Below are 19,247 nucleotides of genomic sequence, written 5' to 3' on the forward strand. Positions count from 1 at the left end.
GGCCGCGCCCCCGGGCGGCTCCCCGCCGCCCGGCGCCGAAACCCGGGATCAAAGCTTCAGCCCCGCCACCCGGTTGGGCCGGTCGTGGCGCGCATCGTATCCGTCCATGTCCCCCGCCATCAGCAGCGCGTTCAGGATGGCTTCCTCCGCCGCCTCGATTACCGCTTCGAACAGGGGCGAGCAGGCGTCATTTCCCAGCGGCGCGCCGGGCCCCACCGAAAAGACCAGCGCATAATCGCCCGATCCGTTCGACAGCGCCGAGCCGATGCGCGCCAGCCCGGCAAAGCTGCGGCTGGCAAGCCGGGTCAGGTTGCGGGACGAGAGCGGCGCGTCGGTTGCGATCACCAGCACGATGGAGCCGTCGGCATCCGCCTCGGGCACACCCGCGACGGGCCGCCCGTCCACCCGCAGGGTACCGCCGAAATTGGCCTGCACCAGCACGCCCTGCATATGTTCACCGACCCGCCGCGAGGCGGTGCCGATCCCGCCTTTCAGGCCAAAGGAGATGGTGCCGGTGCCCGCCCCCACCGCGCCCTCGGTCACCGGGCCGGGGCGGGCGTTTGCAAGCGCCGCCCGCATCTCCTCCACCGTGGGCCGGGCCGCGCGGATGTCATTGAGACGCCCGTCATTGGTCTCGCCCACCACCGCGTTGATCGAGGTGACATGTGCGTTGCCCGGCTGCGCCAGCGTGTGCCGCACCAGCGCCTCGACCCCGCGACCAACCGCCAGCGTATTGGTGAGCAGGATCGGCGTTTCGATCTCGCCCAGTTCCTGCACCTGGGTGGCGCCCGCGAACTTGCCGAACCCGTTCAGCACCGACAGGCCCGCGCGAGGCCGGTCGGCAAAGACATTGCCCGGATGCGGCAGGATCGCGGTGGCGCCGGTGCGGGTGCGGTCGCCCTCGATCAGGGTCACGTGGCCCACGGCCACCTGCCCCACATCGGTGATCGCGTTTAGCGGACCGGGCGGGAACCGCCCGATCGACAGGCCCAGATCACGGGCGCGGGGCATCTCAGCCCAGCGCCGCGTCGCAGCGGCCACAGACGCCCGCATGGGTGTGGCGGCCAACATCGGGCAGGATCTTCCAGCAGCGCTGGCATTTCTCGCCCTCGGCGGTTTCGAACACCACGCCGACGCCTTCGACCTCGGGCAGGCGGAAGGCCTCGGCAGGCGCCGGATCACCGGTCACCGTCAGGCCCGAGGTGATGCAGAGATCGTCCATGTCGAGACCGGCGAGCAACTCGCGCAGGCCCGCGTCCTCGACATGCACCACCGGGGCCGCCTCAAGGCTGGAGCCGATGACCTTGTCACGGCGCTGGATTTCCAACGCCGAGGTCACCACCCGGCGCACGCGGCGGATGCGGGCAACGCGCGCCTCCAGCTCGGCGTCGCGCCAGTTGGCGGGTGTGTCGGGGAAATCGACCAGGTGGACCGAGCTGTCCTCGCCCGGATAACGCTCCAGCCAGACCTCTTCCATGGTGAACACCAGCACCGGCGCCAGCCAGGTGGTCAGGCGGTGGAACAGCAGGTCGAGCACGGTGCGCGCCGCCCGGCGGCGCGTCGTGTCGCCGTCGCAATAGAGCACGTCCTTGCGGATATCGAAGTAGAAGGCCGAAAGGTCCACGGTGGCGAAGTTGAACACCGCGCTATAGACGCCCTGGAAGTCGAAAACGGCATAGCCCTTGCGCACCTGCTCGTCGAGTTCGGCCATGCGGCTCAGCACCCAGCGTTCCAGCGGCGGCATTTCGGCCGGATCCGTGACCCGGTCGGCCTCGGTGAAATCCGAGAGCGAGCCCAGCATGAAACGCATGGTATTGCGCAGACGGCGATAGCTGTCGGCCACGCCTTTCAGGATCTCGGGCCCGATGCGCTGGTCGGCGGTATAATCGGTCTGCGCCACCCAGAGCCGCAGGATATCGGCGCCGTATTGCTTGACCACCTCGTCGGGCACGATGGTGTTGCCCAGCGACTTGGACATTTTCATGCCCTTCTCGTCGAGGGTGAAGCCATGCGTGACCACGTTGCGGTAAGGCGCGCGGCCCAGCGTGCCGCAGGCTTGCAACAGCGAGGAATGGAACCAGCCGCGATGCTGGTCGGTGCCCTCCATATAGACATCGGCGATGCCGTCCTCGGTGCCGTCAGCGCGGTCGCGCAACACAAAGGCATGGGTCGAGCCAGAGTCGAACCAGACGTCGAGCACGTCGAACACCTGATCCCATTCGTCGGCGTTGTAATCGTTGCCCAAGAAACGCTCCTTGGCGCCCTCGGCATACCAGCAATCGGCGCCCTCGGCCTCGAACGCGGCAAAGATGCGGGCGTTGACCGCCGGATCACGCAGCAGGAAGTCCGCATCGGTCGGCAGCGCGCCCTTGCGGGTGAAACACGTGAGCGGCACGCCCCAGGCGCGCTGGCGCGACAGCACCCAGTCGGGCCGCGCCTCGATCATCGAATAGAGCCGGTTGCGCCCGGTTTGCGGCGTGAACTTCACCAGCTGGTCGATCGAGGTGAGCGCGCGTTCGCGGATGGTCTTGCCATAGGTATCCTGCCCGTCATTCACGGGCCGGTCGACGCTGGCGAACCATTGCGGCGTGTTGCGATAGATGATCGGCGCCTTGGACCGCCAGCTATGCGGGTAGGAATGCTTGATCTTGCCACGCGCGAGCAGCCCGCCGACCTCGACCAGCTTGTCGATCACCGTCTTGTTGGCATCGCCCTCGCCGCCCTTGCGGGACAGGATGTACTTGCCGCCGAAAAACGGCAGGTCGGCCCGGAACGAGCCATCGTCAATCACGTTATAGGTGATGACCTGCTCCAGCATGCCCAGATCACGATAAAGCTCGAATTCCTCCATCCCGTGGGAGGGCGCGCAATGGACAAAGCCGGTGCCCTCGGTATCGGTCACGAACTCGGCGGCGCGGAAATCGCGGATATCGTCCCATTCGCCACCCGAGCCTTCGGAATCACGGAGCGGATGAGCCAACGCAATATGGCTCAACTCTTCAGCTGTCACATCTCTAACACGCCGGTACTGGTTGTTCTCCAAGCGAGCACGGCGCATCACGTCATCGGCTAGTTTGTCGGCAAGGACGTACTTGTCGCCCACCGACGCCCAGCATTCCTCGGGCGTACCGGTGACCTCATAGAGGCCATAGGCGATGTCCTTGCCATAGACCACCGCCTTGTTCGACGGGATGGTCCAGGGCGTGGTGGTCCAGATCACCACATAGGCGTTTTGAAGATCCATATTAAAGTAAGGAGGTTCATCTTGTGCCGCAGCATCAAAGAGCCTATTTCCCAACACCTTAAACTTCACCCAGATGGTGAAGCTTTCCTTGTCGTGATACTCGACCTCGGCCTCGGCCAGCGCCGTCTGTTCGATGGGCGACCACATCACCGGCTTCGAGCCCTGATAGAGCGTGCCGTTCATCAGGAACTTCATGAACTCGTCGGCGATCACCGCCTCGGCGTGATAGTCCATGGTGACATAGGGATCGGCCCAGTTGCCGGTGATGCCCAGGCGCTTGAACTCTTCGCGCTGGATGTCGATCCAGCCCTCGGCAAAGCGGCGGCATTCCTGGCGGAACTCGACAACGTTGACATCGTCCTTGCTCTTGCCCTTCTTGCGGTACTGTTCCTCGATCTTCCATTCGATGGGCAGGCCGTGACAGTCCCAGCCGGGCACATAGCGCGCGTCAAAGCCCATCATCTGGTGGCTGCGCACGATCATGTCCTTGATGGTCTTGTTCAGCGCGTGGCCGATATGCAGGTGGCCGTTGGCATAGGGAGGGCCGTCATGCAGGGTGAACGGCGCGCGGCCCGTTTTCTCGCGCAGGCGGTCATAGACGCCGATCCGCTCCCAGCGCTCCAGCCACTGCGGCTCGCGCGCGGGCAATCCGGCGCGCATCGGGAAATCGGTTTTCGGCAGGTTCAGCGTATCTTTGTATTCAGGCGTTTCAGCGGTCGTGTCGGCGCACATCTCGGGCGTCCTCTGGCAAACATGTCGGTTGGGGGATATTCGGTTCGGTGCGATGGCTCAAGCACCTTTGCCCGGCGTCTCGATCTGGTCAGAGCGCCGGGGAGCTAATTCGAATAATGATGGCCGCACGGTGGGTCATGGGCGCCTTATAGGCAATTCGCGGGCGGGGTGAAAGCGCCGATATGACACAGCAGGATATCTTTGTCGGCGCAGGGCAACAAAGGTTTGCATTTCTGACGCTTGCGGTCAGACCGGCGGCTGGAAGCCACGACACAAGCGCGCACAAAGACACAAGAATGCTCAAACCCCCGTTTTCGATCGCTCCCCTGACACTCCTGCTGGCGCTTGCCGCCTGTACCGAGCCCACCCCGACCGGCGGGCACAAGGCGCTGACCTTGTCCGATACGGTTCAACTGACCGCCGCCGGTGCCTCGCCCGCGCCGGACAAGATCACCCCGGTGCGGATCACCTTTCCCGACAGCCGCTCCTACTCTGCCGTGCCCCCGGCCTTTCATCCCAAGACCTGCGAGTTGAGCAGCAGCCATTTCACCGCCGTTGTAAAGATCCCGGGACAGGTCAACCTGCCCTCTTACGGGGCAGGAACGCCGCCGATGCGGGTGCGCTGCGTCTCTGACCAGTTCGCGTTTGACGAGACTGTCAAGCCGGTGAACCTGACGCAGCAGGCCTATTCGACAGCGGCGGCGGCGCTCATATCCTTGTGGGGTACGGTCTGGTTGGCGCCGCCGTCACCGCCAGCCAGGCAAGCCAGCGGGACAAGTCGCAGGATGTATATGGGTATCCGCTGAAAATCGAGCTGCAATAGACAGGCCGACACCCGCCTCAGGCGTGGAACAAGAGCCCGACCCCATAGGCGATGAGCGCCGCCGCGCCACCGATGACCAGCGTCTCGAGCCCGGACCGCCACCAGGGCGCCAGCGACCAGAAGCTTTTCATCGTGCCGATGGCAAAGAACACCGCACCGGTCATCCAGGCCGAGACGGTGAAGGCCTCGGCCATGCCGAACAGAAAAGGCAGGAGCGGGATCATGCCCGCCACAAGGAAGGCCGCGAATGTCGCCAGCGCCGCGCGCATCGGGTGGGGGTCGATGCTGCCCAGGCCGTATTCGCCCTCGATCATCAGCGCGACCCAGTTTTCCCGATTGGCGGTGATGGCGTCGGTGGCCTGGTCCAGCACATCGCCCGACAGGCCCTTTTGCGCCAGGATCTCGCGCACCTCCAGCCGCTCGCCCTCGGGGTAACGGGCGATATGGCGCTCTTCGACGACGCGCAGGCGGCGGATGTTGTCCAGCTCGGCCTTTGTGCCCGAATAATTGCCCGCCGCCATGGAAAACCCGTCGGCCAGCACATTGGCCAGCCCCAGCGCCACGATGATGAAGGGCGACAGGCCCGCGCCCGCCACGCCCGCCACGATGGCGAATGTCGTCACCGAGCCGTCGATGCCGCCATAAACCACGTCGCGCAGCACCCCGCGCCCCGGCGGCGCGCCGATACGGGCGGCAATGGCATCGGGTGAATGGCTGTGTTCCGGCATGACGCGTTCCCTTGGCTGGTTCTGAACACTCTGTACCGCAATTGGACCCCGTGACCTTGCGTCAGGTCAAACCGGCTTTGCTCCGGCACAGCAATCGCTTATATCCGAGTGGTAAACTCAGGAATTAGGCTCATGTCCCTGCCCAACCCGCTTGCCCGGTTCGCCATCACCGCCGCCCAGATAGACCGGGTGGTGACCCGGTTCTATGCCCGCGTCCGCACCCATCCGGTGCTGGGGCCGGTGTTTGCCGCCCATGTGACCGACTGGCCCGAGCACGAGGCGAAGATCGCCGGGTTCTGGCGCAACGCCATCCTGCGCGAGCGCAGCTATGACGGCAACCCGATGCGGGTGCATGTAACCCGACCCGAGATCAAACCCGAGCATTTCGCGGTCTGGCTGGGCCTGTTCCGCGAGGTTCTGCGCGAGGAACTGCCCGAGGACATCGCCGCGCAATGGTCCGCGCTGGCCGACCGGATCGGCGAAGGCTTCCGCACCGGTATCGTCTCGATGCGGCAGCGACCGGACGAAGTGCCCTCGCTCTTCTGATCCCGCTTCTTTCTGGTTTGAAATACTCCGGGGGAGTCGCCGCCTGCGGCGACGGGGGCAGCGCCCCCTACCCGGTCAGCCAGATTTGCCGACCAGTCCGGTCAGCGCCCGGCGCACGACCTTGCGGACCGAGGGCCTGCGGCCACCGGAAAACGGCAGCGGACGGCAGACCTCCATCGCGGCGACGCCCACGCGCGCGGTCAGCGCGCCGTTGACCAGCCCCTCGCCGAACCGGCGCGACAGCTTGCTGAGCACCGAACCGCCCAGCACCGGTTCCAAGAGGTCGTCGCCAACGGCGACGGCCCCCGTTGCCACCAGATGCGTCAGCACCGCCCGGGTCAGGCGCCAGCTGCCCAGCACCCCGGCGCGGCCGCCATAGATCTCGGCCACCCGACGGATCATCCGGAGCGACGAGGCCAGCGCGGTGGCCACATCGGCCAGCGCCATCGGCACCAGCGCCGTTACCGTGGCGACCCGGCGCGCCGCCGCCTCGACCTCGCGCTGCGCCTCGGCGTCGAGCGGCGCCAGCAGCGTCTCTTCGGCCAGTGCCAGCAGCGTCGCGGCGTCGAACTGTTCACCGGCGCGTTCGGTCAGGCGCGCGCGGCCCCAAGCGGTATCCTCGCGCCCGCGATAGAAGGCGTCGAGCCGGGCGCAGACCGCCCGCGCCTGCCCCAGGTCCGCCTCGGCCAGCGCCGCATCGGCGGCGCGGCGCAGCCCGTCGACCCGGCCGAGCCGGGCAATCGCCGCCAGTTCGCGCAGCGCGATCAGGGCGCAGACCAGCACGAAGCCCGCCAGCAAAGCCGCCATGGCCCAGCCCAGCACCGGCACGCGCGCGATCAGGTCGGTGACCCAGGCCCAGGCCGCCAGCGAGATCGCCGCGCCCAGAAGCGACAGCGCCAGCCCCCAGAACCAGCGCGCCAGCCGCGAGGGCGGCCGCGCCGCGATGCGCGCGGCGGTTTGCATCGCGGTCCCTTGCGGACGGTCGAGATCGGGGACCATCGGCGCCTCGGTCACGGGCGGCGGCGGCGTGGTCTCGTCGCCGAGGTCGATCAGCACCGGGCCTTGGGTCATGTGCGGCTCCATTCATAGCGGATGTCGGGCAGACGCTCGTCGTTACGGCTGCCATCGGTGCGTTGGGTTTCGCGGAACCCGTGCCGCTCGTAAAAACGCCGGGCGCCTACATTGGCCTGAAAGGTCCAGAGCTCCAGCTGCTCGGCGCTGTGCTGCGCCTGTTGCAGCAGGCGCGCGCCAAGGCCGCGCCCTTGCGCCTTGCGTGCCAGGTAGAGCGAGCAGATCTCGCCGCCATCGCGGGCGATGAAGCCCGCGACCCGGCCGTGCAGAACCGCCACCGTTACCCAGCCACGCGCGATCATCACGCCACAGAACATCACGGTCTCGTCCCGGCAGTGCAGCAGGGGCATCCAGTCGGTGTCGCGGGCAAAGGCATAAAGGATTTCGCCCGTAGCCGTGGCGTCGTCTGGCAGCGCGGGGCGCAGCAGGGCGGTCACAGGCGGTCTCCGATCAGGAACTGGGCGGCGCGGTCAAGCCGGATATGCGGCGGGCCGTCGCCGGGTCGCAACTGCATCGGGGCGGGCGCGAAAGTCATCGCCTGGAACCCGTCGTTCAGCCATTCGGTGGCGCCGCTGCGGGCCGCGCCAAGGAGCTGGCCCGGATCCTGCGGCAAGGCGCCGGGATAGAAGGCGGCCTGCCGCCCGCCCTCCAGCAGGGTGCCGCGCACGCAGGGCAATTCGCGCCCCTGATGTGTGCGTATCTCCTCGGTGGTGACACGCAGCGCGGCCAGCGCCAGCGCCTCGGTTCGTGCGCCCGCGAATTGCGCGCGGTCGCGGGCGTCTCGGGTCAGCGCCTCGATGATCGCGGTCAATGCCGGGTGTTGCTGGTGGTGCAGGTGGTCGGCCTTGGTGGCGGCAAACAGGATGCGGTCGATCCGGCGGCCCAGCAGCAGCCGGTTCAGCCAGGCATTGCGGCCGGGGCGGAAGGCACCCAGGATGTCGGCCATGGCGCGGCGCATGTCCTCGACCGCCGACGGCCCCTTGTGGATCGCGCCCAGCGCGTCGACCAGAACCACCTGCCGGTCGATACGGGCAAAATGGTCGCGAAAGAAGGGCCGCACCACCTGTGACTTGTAAGCCTCGAAGCGGCGTTCCATCTCGCGCAGGAGTGAGCCCCGGCGCGACGCGCCCGAAACCGCCAGCGGCGCAAAGGTCAGGACCGGCGAGCCCGCCAGATCGCCCGGCAAGAGGAACCGGCCGGGGGTGCAATCGGAATAACCCGCCGCGCGGGCCGTTTCGAGATAGGCGGTAAAGCCGCGCGCCAGTGCCTGCGCCTGCGGCTCGTCATGGCGGGCATCTGGGTCGATGCCCGAGAGCGCGGCCAGATACTCTGCCGCCTCGGGCCGGGTGCGCAGGCGCGCCAGCGTCTCGGCCGCCCAATCGGCATAGCTTTTGTCCATCAGGCCGAGGTCGAGCAGCCATTCGCCCGGATAGTCGACGATGTCGAGATGAACGGTGCGCGGTCCCTGCAAGCCCGCCAGCAGCCCAGCTGGGCGCACCCGCAGCGACAGGCGCAGTTCGCTGACCGCGCGGGTACTGTCGGGCCAGTGCGGCGCGGGGCCGGTGAGCGCCGCCAGATGCGCTTCGTAATCGAAACGCGGCACGGTGTCGTCGGGCTGGGGTTGCAGGAAAGCCGCCTCGATCCGGCCCTCTTGCGCGGCGACAAGGCCGGGCATCCGGCCCCGGTCGAGCAGGTTGGCCACCAGCGAGGTGATGAACACGGTCTTGCCCGAGCGCGCCAGCCCGGTGACGCCCAAACGGATCACCGGTTCGAACAGCGCCTCGCTGACCGAATCCGAAACCGTCTCGACGCCGCGCACCAGACGATCTGCGATGGAAGAAATGACCAAACTCTGCCCCTGCCTGTTTCCGCGCCAAGATAGGGATCAGAACGACGGGTTGCCAGCAACTGTATACCTCAGCCTGGTAATTATGTCCTGTTGCTGGCCAAGGTCTCTCAGCTCCTGCCTTTGCTGCCGGTTTCTGGTGCAAGTTCGGTTGGAACCGTAGCTGAGAAATCTTTTGCTATCCTGACGGTGCCTGATAGCGGCCCGAACCCATAGCCAAGGCCGATCATGTCGGCGGGGGTGCGTGTAGCCGCCCGAAGCGCGTCCGCGATTGGGATGCCGACGCTTTCAACCATCGTCCGGACCGCTGTCGTGAGGTCCAGGTCCGCCCCTGCAAGGGTCCCATCTTCGAGCGTCAGGATCCCGTTCCGGCGCCGGATCAGGCGGCCACCCAGTTCGAACTCGACGGCGTCGGAGCCAGCGACGGCCATAGCGTCGCTGACAAGGAAAATTCGGCCCGGCCCTGTTTTTGCCTGCCAGGCCGAGTGTATCGTCGCGGGATGGACATGCACCGCGTCGGCGATGAGACCCGCCGACACGGCGCCGTTGGCCAGGGCGGCGCCGACCAGGCCCGGTTCGCGGTTGCCCAACTGGCTCATCGCATTGAAGATATGCGTGACGCAGCGCGCGCCCGCCGCGAAATACCGCTGACAGGTCTCGAAACCTGCGTCGCTGTGGCCCAAAGATACCAGAACACCGGCCTTAGCGAGGGTGGTCACCTGCTCCTCGGTGATGCTCTCGGGCGCAACGGTGATCTTCAGGACGGGAAGCGCCTGCGCGGCCTCAAGCAACATCTGCATGTCGCCCGCCTCCATCGGCCGTATCAGGGCGGCATCGTGTGCCCCCTTGCGTGCGACCGACAGATGCGGGCCTTCGAGGTGCAGGCCGACGATTCCCGGCACGCGTTCGGCAATGGCCGCGCGGGTGGCGGCGATGGCGGCGCGGGTGATCTCGACCGTATCGGTGATGAGCGTCGGCAGCAGCGCAGTGACGCCCAGGCTACGATGCGCCCCGGCCATGCGGCGGAGCGTGGACACGGAGGGATCCGCGTTGAACAGGATGCCGTCGCCACCGTTGACCTGAAGATCCACATAGCCGGGAAACAGGATGTCGCCGCCAAGGTCTATGTTCTCACCGGCGCGGGGGGCCTCGGCCTGGGGTCCGAGAAAGGCGATTTGCCCATCCTCGAAACGGGCAACCTGCCCATCGAGAAGCTGCGTCCCGTCAAAGATCCGGCCGTTCCTGAATGTGATGGCAGCACTGCTCATACCGTTTCGGTCACCTTGTTGAGATGGCGGGGCTTGTCGGGGTTGATCCCGCGCGCCAGGGCCACTGTTTCAACCATTGCATAAAAGGACACGATGGCCGGAATCGGGTCGCAGAGCCAGTGACCTGTCCGCACGTGGGGCAGCGTTGTCGCGCGGGATACCTTGTCAGTCACCGCGAAGACCCTGGCGCCCTTGGCCGCCAGCGCATCAGCGGTTTCGGCAACGCTTGGCTCTGCCTTGTCCCGGGCGGCAAAGGCGATCACGGGAAAGTTGCTGTCGACGATCGAGACCGGGCCATGGAGCACTTCGGCCGAAGAGTAGCTTTCGGCATGGATAAGGCAGGTTTCCTTGAACTTGAGCGCCGCTTCGTTGGAGATCGCCCAGGACGGGCCGCGGCCGATGGTGAAGAGCGAGCGCCCGTCCAAGGCAGCCGCCGCCGCCGACCAGTCGCAGCGTGTGGCCTGATCCAGTTGTCCGGGCAGCGCGTGAATGGCGGCGACGAGATCGGCATCCTGCTGCATCTCGGCCAGGAACCATAGCCCCGCCACCAACGAGGTGACAAAGGTCTTGGTGGCCGCAACGCTCAACTCGGGCCCGGCATGTATCGGCAGCGTGGCATCGGCCACCCCGGCCAGGCGCGAACCCGCGTCATTGGTGATGGCGACGGTCAGCGCGCCATTGGTGCGCAGCGCCTCGGTCAGGCGCACGATGTCCGGGCTCTGGCCCGATTGCGAGACGGAAATGCCCACAGCGCCACGCGCATCCAACTGGACACCGTAGATCGAGTTTACCGACGGGCCGACCGAGGCCATCGGGCGGCGCAACACAAGCTCGCTGGTATATTTGAGGTAGGAGGCGGCGTGATCGGAAGAACCGCGGGCGACCGAGATGAAAAAACGCGGGTCGGCATCGCGTGCCGCCGCCGCCGCGGTGCGGATCGCATCGCCGCCCTGGCTCAGCAGCCGTTCGACGGCCGATGGAATTTCGCGCACTTCCTGGCGCATCAAGGTCGGTTCGGATGACATGTCGTTCAGCCTTTCAGTCAGAGGCGCAGTTCGGCCACAAAATCGTAGGCATCGCCGCGATAGAGCGAGCGGGTGAGTTCTGCGACCCTCCCGCTGACCAGATATGAGGTGCGTTCGATGGAAAGCCCCGCCGCGCCTTCGGGCACGTTCAACAGGTCGGCTTCGCGCGGTTCGAGGTTGATGGCAGAGATCTTCTGGAGCGCCCGGACCGGACGCTGTCCACGCCGTTCGAGAACTTCGTAAAGCGAGGTGGTCACTTCCAGCGGGTTGGGCAGAATGTCGAGCGGCAAAGAGGCGCGTTCAAGCGCCATCGGGCGCCCGCCCGCCTCGCGCAGGCGGTAGATCCGGGCGACTTCGGCCCCGGCGTCAAGATCGAGCGCGTCGATCTCGCCACGGGTTGCCAGAAAGACGCCGCGTTCCAGCCAGCGCGATGTCGTCTCCATGCCGCGCTGTGCCATATCCTCGGTGAAGGAGGTCAGATGCGACAGGGATTGCTCCATCCGGCTCATCGGTTCGCGGACAAAGGAGCCGGACCCCTGGCGTTGCTCGATCAGCCCTTCGCGTACCAACTCCTGGATCGCCTTTCTGACGGTGACCCTTGAAAGCTCGGTAATCTCGGCGATCTCGCGTTCGGGCGGCAGCGAGGAGTTGGGCGGCAGAACACCACTTTCGATGCCGGTCTCAAGCCGCTGGCGCAGTTGCACATAGCGTGGGCCGCCGGTCTCACCCAGCCATCCCTCAGGTCGCAGAAACTCGATCACGCTCATCGGGCGGCCTCCATGGCAAAATCCTTGGCAAGCGATAGAGCACCGGCCAGCGGTTCGCCTACCGAAGCAGAGACGTCAGCCTGCATCGCGGCGGGCAGATAGGGTTCGAAATGCGGGCCGATGCCACCGGTCAGACAGATCGTCATGCCGGGAACCCAGCCAATGGCGGGCAGGCTCTGTGCGATATCGGAGGCTGCATCCCCCATGATACGGCAGCCCAGCGCGTCGCCCGCCGCCGCATGCTCGGTGACATGGGGGGCAAGTGCCCCAAATTCCGACGGGCGCGCCGTACCGCCGAACCGCACAATCCCTGCCGCGCCGCCAAACCTGTCCAGCAGCATCTGTGACAGCCCGGACGGCTTCAGCCGCCCGTCGACCGCCCTGAGCGTGACTTTCAACGCCGCCCGCCCGATCCATTGCGCCGACGCCTCATCCCCCAGCACCGGCCCCCAGCCGCCGGAGAACCGCATCGCGCCCGCGATGCGCGACCCAAAGAAGGACCCAGTGCCGCAATGCGCGATGACCCCGTCACGGTCGCCCAGCGCACCGCGCAGCGCGGCAGGGCGGTCATCTTCGATCCGCAGATGCGCGAAGGGCAGCGCCTGGCGCAAACGGTCCGCGATCTCGGGCCCCGTTACGCCCGCAAGACCAACAAAGGCAGGCAGGGTCGAGAACGCGTCGACGCTCTCGCCCACTTTCGCGGCCAGGGTACCGACCCCTTCGATGATCTGGCGCACGCCACCGTCGAAATCGGTGGATACATTGGCAGAGCCGGTTTCGACCGAGACCACATCGCGGCCAGTCCAAAGCGCGAGGCGGCAGCGCGTGCCGCCACCGTCGATGGCTATGACCCTGGTATGCAGCGATTCCGTCATGTAGATACCTTTATAATACCTATTGGCCATTTGAAAGGCCGTTCAGGTACCAAAATACTGCCTATCGAGCGTTTCCGCAATATTTATAACACCAAAACCCTCCGATTATTAATTTCTGGACAAAAGGTATTATAATGGTATTTTATCGGGAATATCTGGGGTGAATCACATGACCGCATTGGACACAGAAGGGCTGCATGACCAGGCAAAGGGGCTCGACACCCTTCCTCTGGCCGATGCGGCGGCGATCCTGGCAGAGGGCCAGATCGCCGCGGCGGCCGTTCTGCGCACCGCCGCTCCTGCGATCACAGCGGCAGCGGGCACCCTGGCAAAAACGATCCGTGCGGGTGGCGTCATCCACTATGTCGCTGCCGGATCATCCGGCCTGATGGCTGCTGCCGATGCGCTGGAGCTTGGCGGGACGTTTTCGATCCTGAACACCCAGCTTCGCATTCATATGGCGGGCGGATTGCCATCCAGCGTCGAGATGCCCGGCGAAACCGAGGACGATCTGTCCGGCCTTGACGAGAGGTTTTCGGCACTTTCAGCGCGAGACACGGTGATTGCCGTCTCGGCCAGCGGCACGACGCCCTACACGCTTGAAGCGGCGCGGCTGTCGCGAGCGGCTGGGGCGACGATCGTCGGTATTGCCAATAACGCCGGTTCGGCCCTTCTCGACCTGGCTGATCACCCCATTCTTCTGGCCACCCCGCCCGAGGTCCTGTCCGGGTCCACCCGGATGGGCGCGGGCACGGCGCAAAAGATCGCACTCAACATGCTGTCCACCCTCATGGCGATCCAGTTGGGTCATGTGCATGACGGCATGATGGTCAACCTGCGGGCGGACAATGCCAAGCTGCGCCTGCGCGCCGCTGGCATGGTGTCCCGCATCGCCGGTGTCGACGAAGCGGCCGCCAGCACTGCGCTGGACGCGACGCACGGCCATGTGAAATCCGCCGTTCTGGTCTCGAAAGGGCAAACGCCCGAGACCGCCCAAGCCATTCTTCGCGAAACCGAAGGAAACCTTCGCGCCGCCCTGGCGCGGCTCGAACACAAAGACTCATAGGGAGGAAGACATGAACCGCAGCACACTGAAACTGGCCCTCTTGTCCACGACGCTCGTGGCGGGAATGGCCCATGCGCAGGACGCCACGCTGATCATCGAAAGCTGGCGCAACGATGACCTGACCTTGTGGCAGGACAAGATCATTCCCGCCTTTGAGGCCGAGCACCCCGGCATCAAGGTGAAGTTCACGCCGTCGGCACCGGCGGAATACAATGCCGTGCTGAACTCGAAACTCGATGCCGGATCGGCGGGCGATCTGATCACCTGCCGTCCGTTCGACGCCTCGCTGGCGCTGTATCAGGCCGGGCATCTGTCGGATCTCAGCGATCTGGACGCCATGTCGAACTTCTCGGACGTGGCCAAGTCCGCCTGGCAGACCGATGATGGCTCGGCCACGTTCTGCGTGCCGATGGCGTCCGTGATCCACGGGTTCATCTACAACAAGGACGCCTTTGAAGAACTCGGCATCGAAGTGCCGACCACCGAGGCCGAGTTCTTTGCCGCGCTCGACAAGATCAAGGAAGACGGCAGCTATATCCCGATGGCCATGGGCACCAACGACCAGTGGGAAGCCGCGACCATGGGATACAACAACATCGGCCCGAACTACTGGAAGGGCGAAGAGGGGCGTCTGGCACTGATCAAGGGCGAGCAGAAACTGACCGACGAAGCCTGGGTTGCGCCCTATGCCACCCTGGCACGCTGGGGCGCCTATCTTGGCGACGGGTACGAGGCACAGACTTATCCCGACAGCCAGAACATCTTTACCCTTGGCCGTGCCGCAATCTATCCCGCCGGATCCTGGGAGATTTCGGGCTTCAACACCCAGGCGACGTTCGAGATGGGCGCCTTCAAGCCGCCGGTCCAGAATGCCGGTGACACCTGCTATATCTCGGATCACACGGATATCGGCATCGGCATGAACGCCGCTTCCAGCAATCCCGAGGCGGCACGGACATTCCTGGCCTGGGTCGCAAGCCCTGCGTTCGCCGAGATCTTTGGCAACGCCCTGCCCGGCTTCTTCCCGCTGTCGAAAACGCCGGTCGCGCTGGAAGACCCGCTTGCCAAGGAGTTCGTGAGCTGGCGTGACCAGTGCGAGAGCACGATCCGGTCGACATACCAGATCCTGTCGCGCGGCACGCCGAACCTTGAGAACGACACCTGGGGCGCATCGGTCGCCGCCATCAAGGGCACGGCAACGCCCGAAGAGCTGGGCCAGAAGCTTCAGGCCGGGCTGGCCAGCTGGTACGAACCGCAGCAGTAACCTCCCGACGCTGCAATTTGTCCCGGGCGCAATTGTCCGCCCGGGGCGCCTAGCCGGAGATTGACCCATGAACAAAGCCCGCATCCGCTGGCATATCCTCGTGTTCCTTGCGCCAGCCGTCCTCATCTATACAGCCGTGATGATCTTTCCGCTGTTCAACACGCTGCGCCTGGCGCTTTACACGCGGATCGAGCAGGAGCGGGTCTTTGCCGGGCTCGACAATTTCCGCACGCTGTTCTTTGACCCGATCTGGGCCGAGCAGTTCTGGAATGCGTTGGGCAACAACTTCTGGTTCTTTCTGGTGCACATGCTGGTGCAGAACCCTATCGGGATCGCTCTGGCCGCACTCCTGAGCCACCCGCGCCTGCGCTTTGCCGCGCTCTACCGCTCGGCCATCTTCATTCCCACGATCCTGTCTTTTGTGATCGTCGGCTTTGCCTGGAAGCTGATCCTGTCGCCGATCTGGGGCATCGCGCCCTCGATGTTGGACGCGGTGGGGCTGAAATCGCTTTTTGCACCCTGGTTGGGCAAGGAGGAATATGCGCTGACGACGCTGGCGCTGATCTCGGTCTGGCAGTTCGTGGGCATTCCGATGATGCTGATTTATGCCGCGCTTCTGACCATCCCCGAGGAGATCCTGGAGGCGGGCGAGGTCGACGGCATCACTGGCATGGCCGCTTTCTGGAAGATCAAGCTGCCGCTGATCCTGCCCTCGATCGGGATCATCTCGATCCTGACATTTGTGGGGAACTTCAACGCTTTCGACCTGATCTATGCGGCCCAAGGGGCGCTGGCGGGCCCCGATTTCTCGACCGATATTCTGGGCACCTTCATGTATCGCACGTTCTTTGGCTTCCAGCTTCAGCTTGGCGATCCGCATATGGGGTCGGCCATCGCAGGCGCCATGTTCGCGATCATTCTTTTGGGGGTGTGCATCTATCTCTTCGGCATCCAGACGCGGATGCGCCGCTATCAGCTTTGAGGACCCGGACATGAACAAGGCACGCTCAAATCCGCTCAATACGGTGATGATGCACGGGGCGCTCATCCTCTACACTCTGATCGCGCTGTTCCCCGTCTTTGTGATCCTGATCAACAGCTTCAAGACCCGAAAGGCGATCTTTCGCGAGCCGCTTGCACTGCCGGATGCGGACAGTTTTTCGACCATCGGCTATGAGACAGTGATGAAGCAGGGGGATTTCTTCCTCTACTTTCAGAACTCGATGGTCGTCACGGTGGCCTCGCTGTTCTTTGTGCTGCTTTTCGGCGCGATGGCGGCCTATGCGCTCAGCGAATACCGCTTTCGCGGCAACATGCTGATGGGGCTTTACCTGGCGCTTGGCATCATGATCCCGATCCGGATCGGAACGGTTGCGATCCTTGAAATGATGGTGGCCACCGGGCTGGTAAACACGCTCTGGGCCCTGATCCTGGTCTACACGGCACAGGGTCTGCCGCTGGCGGTTTTCATCCTGAGCGAGTTCATGCGGCAGGTCTCGGACGATCTGAAGAACGCGGGACGGATCGACGGGTTGAGCGAATACACGATTTTCTTCCGGCTCGTGCTGCCGCTGGTCCGCCCGGCGATGGCGACGGTCGCTGTCTTCAACATGATCCCGATCTGGAACGACCTGTGGTTCCCGCTGATCCTGGCCCCGGCCGAGGAAACCAAGACGCTGACGCTGGGCAGCCAGGTGTTCATCGGCCAGTTTGTGACCGATTGGAACGCGGTGCTGTCGGCTCTGTCGATGGCGATCCTGCCGGTGCTGATCCTCTATGTGATCTTCTCGCGCCAACTGATCCGGGGGATCACATCGGGAGCGGTGAAATGACGCGTGTTTTGATTGCCGGTCTGGGCAACATGGGGCTGAGCCATGCGCTGGCGCATCATGCCCACCCGGATGCCGAGATCGTGGGGCTGGTCAATCGCAGCGGGCGAGTCGATCATCCCGATCTGGGTTCCTATCCGGTCTTTGACGATTTCGCGACGGCGCTGGCCGAAACCGCGCCTGATCTGGCCGTGATCGCCACCTATACAGACACCCACGCCGATTACGCCATTGCCGCGATGGAGGCGGGGTGCCACGTATTTGTGGAAAAGCCGCTGGCCATGACGGTGGCCGAGGCAAGCCGGGTGGTGGATACCGCTCAGCGGACCGGCCGCAAGCTGGTCGTTGGCTATATCCTGCGGTATCACCCGTCCTGGGTTCGCCTGATCGAAGAGGCGCGCGGTCTTGGCGGGCCTTATGTTTTTCGCCTGAACCTGAACCAGCAATCGACCGGCCCCGAATGGGAGACCCACAAGGCGTTGATGCAAACCACCTCGCCCATCGTCGATTGCGGCGTGCATTATGTCGATGTCATGTGCCAGATCACCGATGCCGCGCCGGTGCGGGTGCATGGCATCGGCCTGCGCCTGTCCGAAGAGATTGCCCCGGACATGTACAACTACGGCCAGTTCCAGGTGACATTCGCCGACGGCTCTGTCGGCTGGTACGAGGCCGGTTGGGGCCCGATGATGTCGGAAACCGCGTTTTTTGTGAAGGATATCATCAGCCCGCGCGGCGCGGTCTCGATCACGGATGGCAACAAGGGCGCCTCCGCCGATATTGATGGCCACACCAAGGTCGGCGGCATCCTTGTCCACACGCTGGCCGGCGACCGCACCATCGAGATGCCCGATGAACCGGGTCATCAACAGCTTTGCGATGCCGAGCAGGCCTTCATGCTGCGCGCCATTGCCGAAGACATCGACCTGACCCGCCACATGAGCGACGCCGTAAACTCGCTCGCCATTTGCCTGGCCGCCGACGAAAGCATTCGCAGCGGCCAGACCATTTCGCTTGAGGAGATCCTGAAATGACCGCCTTGTCGCTGAGGAACGTGAACAAGTCCTTTGGGGATATCCATGTCCTGAAGGATATCAACATAGAAGTGGAGGAAGGCGAGTTCGTCGTCTTTGTCGGGCCATCGGGCTGCGGCAAGTCCACGCTGTTGCGGGTGATCGCGGGGCTGGAGGATGCGACCTCGGGCGAGATTCATATTGCGGGCAATCAGGTCAACCTGACGCCGCCGTCCAAGCGCGGCATCGCGATGGTGTTCCAGAGCTATGCGCTCTACCCGCATCTCAACGTGCGGGGCAACATGACACTGGCCCTGAAACAGGAGGGCCAGCCGAAGGCGGTCATCGAAGAGCGCGTGCAGAAAGCCGCGAACATGCTGGATCTGGGCCCCTACCTCGACCGGTACCCGTCCGAACTGAGCGGCGGTCAGCGTCAGCGGGTGGCCATCGGCCGGGCCATCGTGCGCGAGCCCAAGCTGTTTCTGTTCGACGAACCGCTGTCGAACCTCGACGCGGCGCTGCGTATGAACACGCGGATCGAGATCGCGAACCTGCACAGCCAGCTTGGCGCCTCGATGATCTATGTCACTCATGACCAGACCGAGGCCATGACGCTGGCCGACAAGATCGTTGTTCTGCGCGATGGCCGCGTCGAGCAGATCGGCAGCCCGATGGAGCTCTACAACAATCCCGCCAACCAGTTTGTCGCAGGCTTCCTCGGCTCTCCGTCGATGAACTTCTTTCCCGCCGAGCTTTTGGGTGCGGGCGAAGGCCGCACGATGGGTATCCGGCCCGAAGATCTGTTCATCGCCGATGATGGTCCACTTTCTGTGCGGGTCCGCCATGTCGAGCATCTGGGCGGCGATACGAATGTCATCGCCCGCCTCGACGACCATCAGATCACCGCTCGGCTTTTTGGCCAGCATCAGGTGGCCGAGGGCGAAAGCCTGCGCCTGGGGTTCAAGCCGGAAAACACCTATGCGTTCGACCGCGATGGACAGCGTTTGTAACACAGCGCCGCATAAAACTTATCCGTTGAGGTATACTTGAGGGTCGCCCGATTTCCCGGAACGACCGGGGCATCGAGACGGGACGGCCAGCATCGGGTGATTTGATGTATTGCCGCAATCAGGGACCGGGGCTAGGCTTG

18 protein-coding genes are annotated in these 19,247 nt (G+C 64.7%); 8 read left to right on the plus strand and 10 right to left on the minus strand.

Annotated elements, in window-relative coordinates; genetic code table 11:
• Positions 1–48: 48 nt before the first annotated feature.
• Positions 49–1,011, minus strand: coding sequence for a P1 family peptidase (locus OEZ49_RS07550; protein WP_263387734.1), 963 nt, complete (start codon positions 1,009–1,011; stop codon positions 49–51).
• 1 nt (position 1,012) lies between these two features.
• Positions 1,013–3,976 carry an isoleucine--tRNA ligase gene (ileS, locus tag OEZ49_RS07555; protein ID WP_263387735.1) on the minus strand — a complete coding sequence of 988 codons (2,964 nt, stop codon included), beginning with the start codon at positions 3,974–3,976 and terminating at the stop codon, positions 1,013–1,015.
• Between the two features lie 296 nt (positions 3,977–4,272).
• Between ileS and OEZ49_RS07560 the strand changes: the two genes are divergently transcribed.
• Complete coding sequence (locus tag OEZ49_RS07560) at positions 4,273–4,782, plus strand: hypothetical protein (RefSeq protein ID WP_263387736.1); 510 nt, start codon at positions 4,273–4,275, stop codon at positions 4,780–4,782.
• Positions 4,783–4,816: 34 nt separating this feature from the next.
• On the opposite strand, the gene OEZ49_RS07565 is transcribed toward OEZ49_RS07560, so the two are convergent.
• Positions 4,817–5,527: a VIT1/CCC1 transporter family protein gene (locus OEZ49_RS07565; protein WP_263387737.1), complete on the minus strand. Its 711-nt coding sequence runs from the start codon at positions 5,525–5,527 to the stop codon at positions 4,817–4,819.
• Between the two features lie 132 nt (positions 5,528–5,659).
• Between OEZ49_RS07565 and OEZ49_RS07570 the strand changes: the two genes are divergently transcribed.
• Positions 5,660–6,073, plus strand: a complete 414-nt coding sequence (locus OEZ49_RS07570; protein ID WP_164128908.1) for a group III truncated hemoglobin — start codon at positions 5,660–5,662, stop codon at positions 6,071–6,073.
• Positions 6,074–6,148: 75 nt separating this feature from the next.
• Here the strand turns inward: OEZ49_RS07570 and OEZ49_RS07575 are convergent, their stop codons facing one another.
• From OEZ49_RS07575 to OEZ49_RS07605, 7 genes are all read right to left on the minus strand, one after another.
• Positions 6,149–7,144: a YcjF family protein gene (locus OEZ49_RS07575; RefSeq protein WP_263387738.1), complete on the minus strand. Its 996-nt coding sequence runs from the start codon at positions 7,142–7,144 to the stop codon at positions 6,149–6,151.
• A complete protein-coding gene (locus OEZ49_RS07580) occupies positions 7,141–7,581 on the minus strand; it encodes a GNAT family N-acetyltransferase (RefSeq protein WP_263387739.1) in 441 nt (146 codons plus the stop codon). Before OEZ49_RS07580 ends, OEZ49_RS07575 begins: the two co-directional genes overlap by 4 nt.
• Positions 7,578–8,993 (minus strand): YcjX family GTP-binding protein, encoded by a 1,416-nt coding sequence (locus OEZ49_RS07585; protein WP_263387740.1) that lies wholly within the window; start codon positions 8,991–8,993, stop codon positions 7,578–7,580. Before OEZ49_RS07585 ends, OEZ49_RS07580 begins: the two co-directional genes overlap by 4 nt.
• 107 nt (positions 8,994–9,100) lie before the next feature.
• Positions 9,101–10,258, minus strand: coding sequence for an N-acetylglucosamine-6-phosphate deacetylase (gene nagA, locus OEZ49_RS07590; protein ID WP_263387742.1), 1,158 nt, complete (start codon positions 10,256–10,258; stop codon positions 9,101–9,103).
• On the minus strand, positions 10,255–11,283 hold the full coding sequence (locus OEZ49_RS07595) for an SIS domain-containing protein (protein ID WP_263387743.1): 1,029 nt from the start codon (positions 11,281–11,283) through the stop codon (positions 10,255–10,257). The genes nagA and OEZ49_RS07595 overlap by 4 nt, the downstream gene beginning before the upstream one ends.
• Positions 11,284–11,300: 17 nt before the next feature.
• Entirely contained in the window at positions 11,301–12,050 is a 750-nt protein-coding gene (locus tag OEZ49_RS07600) for a GntR family transcriptional regulator (protein ID WP_263387744.1), read from the minus strand.
• A complete protein-coding gene (locus OEZ49_RS07605) occupies positions 12,047–12,925 on the minus strand; it encodes a BadF/BadG/BcrA/BcrD ATPase family protein (RefSeq protein WP_263387745.1) in 879 nt (292 codons plus the stop codon). The genes OEZ49_RS07600 and OEZ49_RS07605 overlap by 4 nt, the downstream gene beginning before the upstream one ends.
• Positions 12,926–13,094: 169 nt before the next feature.
• Here OEZ49_RS07605 and OEZ49_RS07610 point away from each other — a divergent pair, with 169 nt between their 5' ends.
• From OEZ49_RS07610 to OEZ49_RS07635, 6 genes are all read left to right on the plus strand, one after another.
• Positions 13,095–13,991, plus strand: coding sequence for an N-acetylmuramic acid 6-phosphate etherase (locus OEZ49_RS07610; protein ID WP_263387746.1), 897 nt, complete (start codon positions 13,095–13,097; stop codon positions 13,989–13,991).
• 10 nt (positions 13,992–14,001) lie between these two features.
• Positions 14,002–15,255, plus strand: coding sequence for an ABC transporter substrate-binding protein (locus OEZ49_RS07615; protein WP_263387747.1), 1,254 nt, complete (start codon positions 14,002–14,004; stop codon positions 15,253–15,255).
• Positions 15,256–15,322: 67 nt separating this feature from the next.
• Entirely contained in the window at positions 15,323–16,237 is a 915-nt protein-coding gene (locus OEZ49_RS07620; protein WP_263387748.1) for a carbohydrate ABC transporter permease, read from the plus strand.
• A 10-nt stretch (positions 16,238–16,247) separates the two neighbouring features.
• Positions 16,248–17,087: a carbohydrate ABC transporter permease gene (locus tag OEZ49_RS07625; protein WP_164132892.1), complete on the plus strand. Its 840-nt coding sequence runs from the start codon at positions 16,248–16,250 to the stop codon at positions 17,085–17,087.
• Positions 17,084–18,118 (plus strand): Gfo/Idh/MocA family protein, encoded by a 1,035-nt coding sequence (locus OEZ49_RS07630; RefSeq protein WP_263387749.1) that lies wholly within the window; start codon positions 17,084–17,086, stop codon positions 18,116–18,118. Before OEZ49_RS07625 ends, OEZ49_RS07630 begins: the two co-directional genes overlap by 4 nt.
• Positions 18,115–19,107 (plus strand): ABC transporter ATP-binding protein, encoded by a 993-nt coding sequence (locus OEZ49_RS07635; protein WP_263387750.1) that lies wholly within the window; start codon positions 18,115–18,117, stop codon positions 19,105–19,107. The genes OEZ49_RS07630 and OEZ49_RS07635 overlap by 4 nt, the downstream gene beginning before the upstream one ends.
• The last annotated feature ends 140 nt before the right edge of the window (positions 19,108–19,247 follow it).

Source organism: Ruegeria marisflavi (assembly GCF_025673445.1).
Taxonomy (GTDB): domain Bacteria; phylum Pseudomonadota; class Alphaproteobacteria; order Rhodobacterales; family Rhodobacteraceae; genus Ruegeria_B; species Ruegeria_B marisflavi.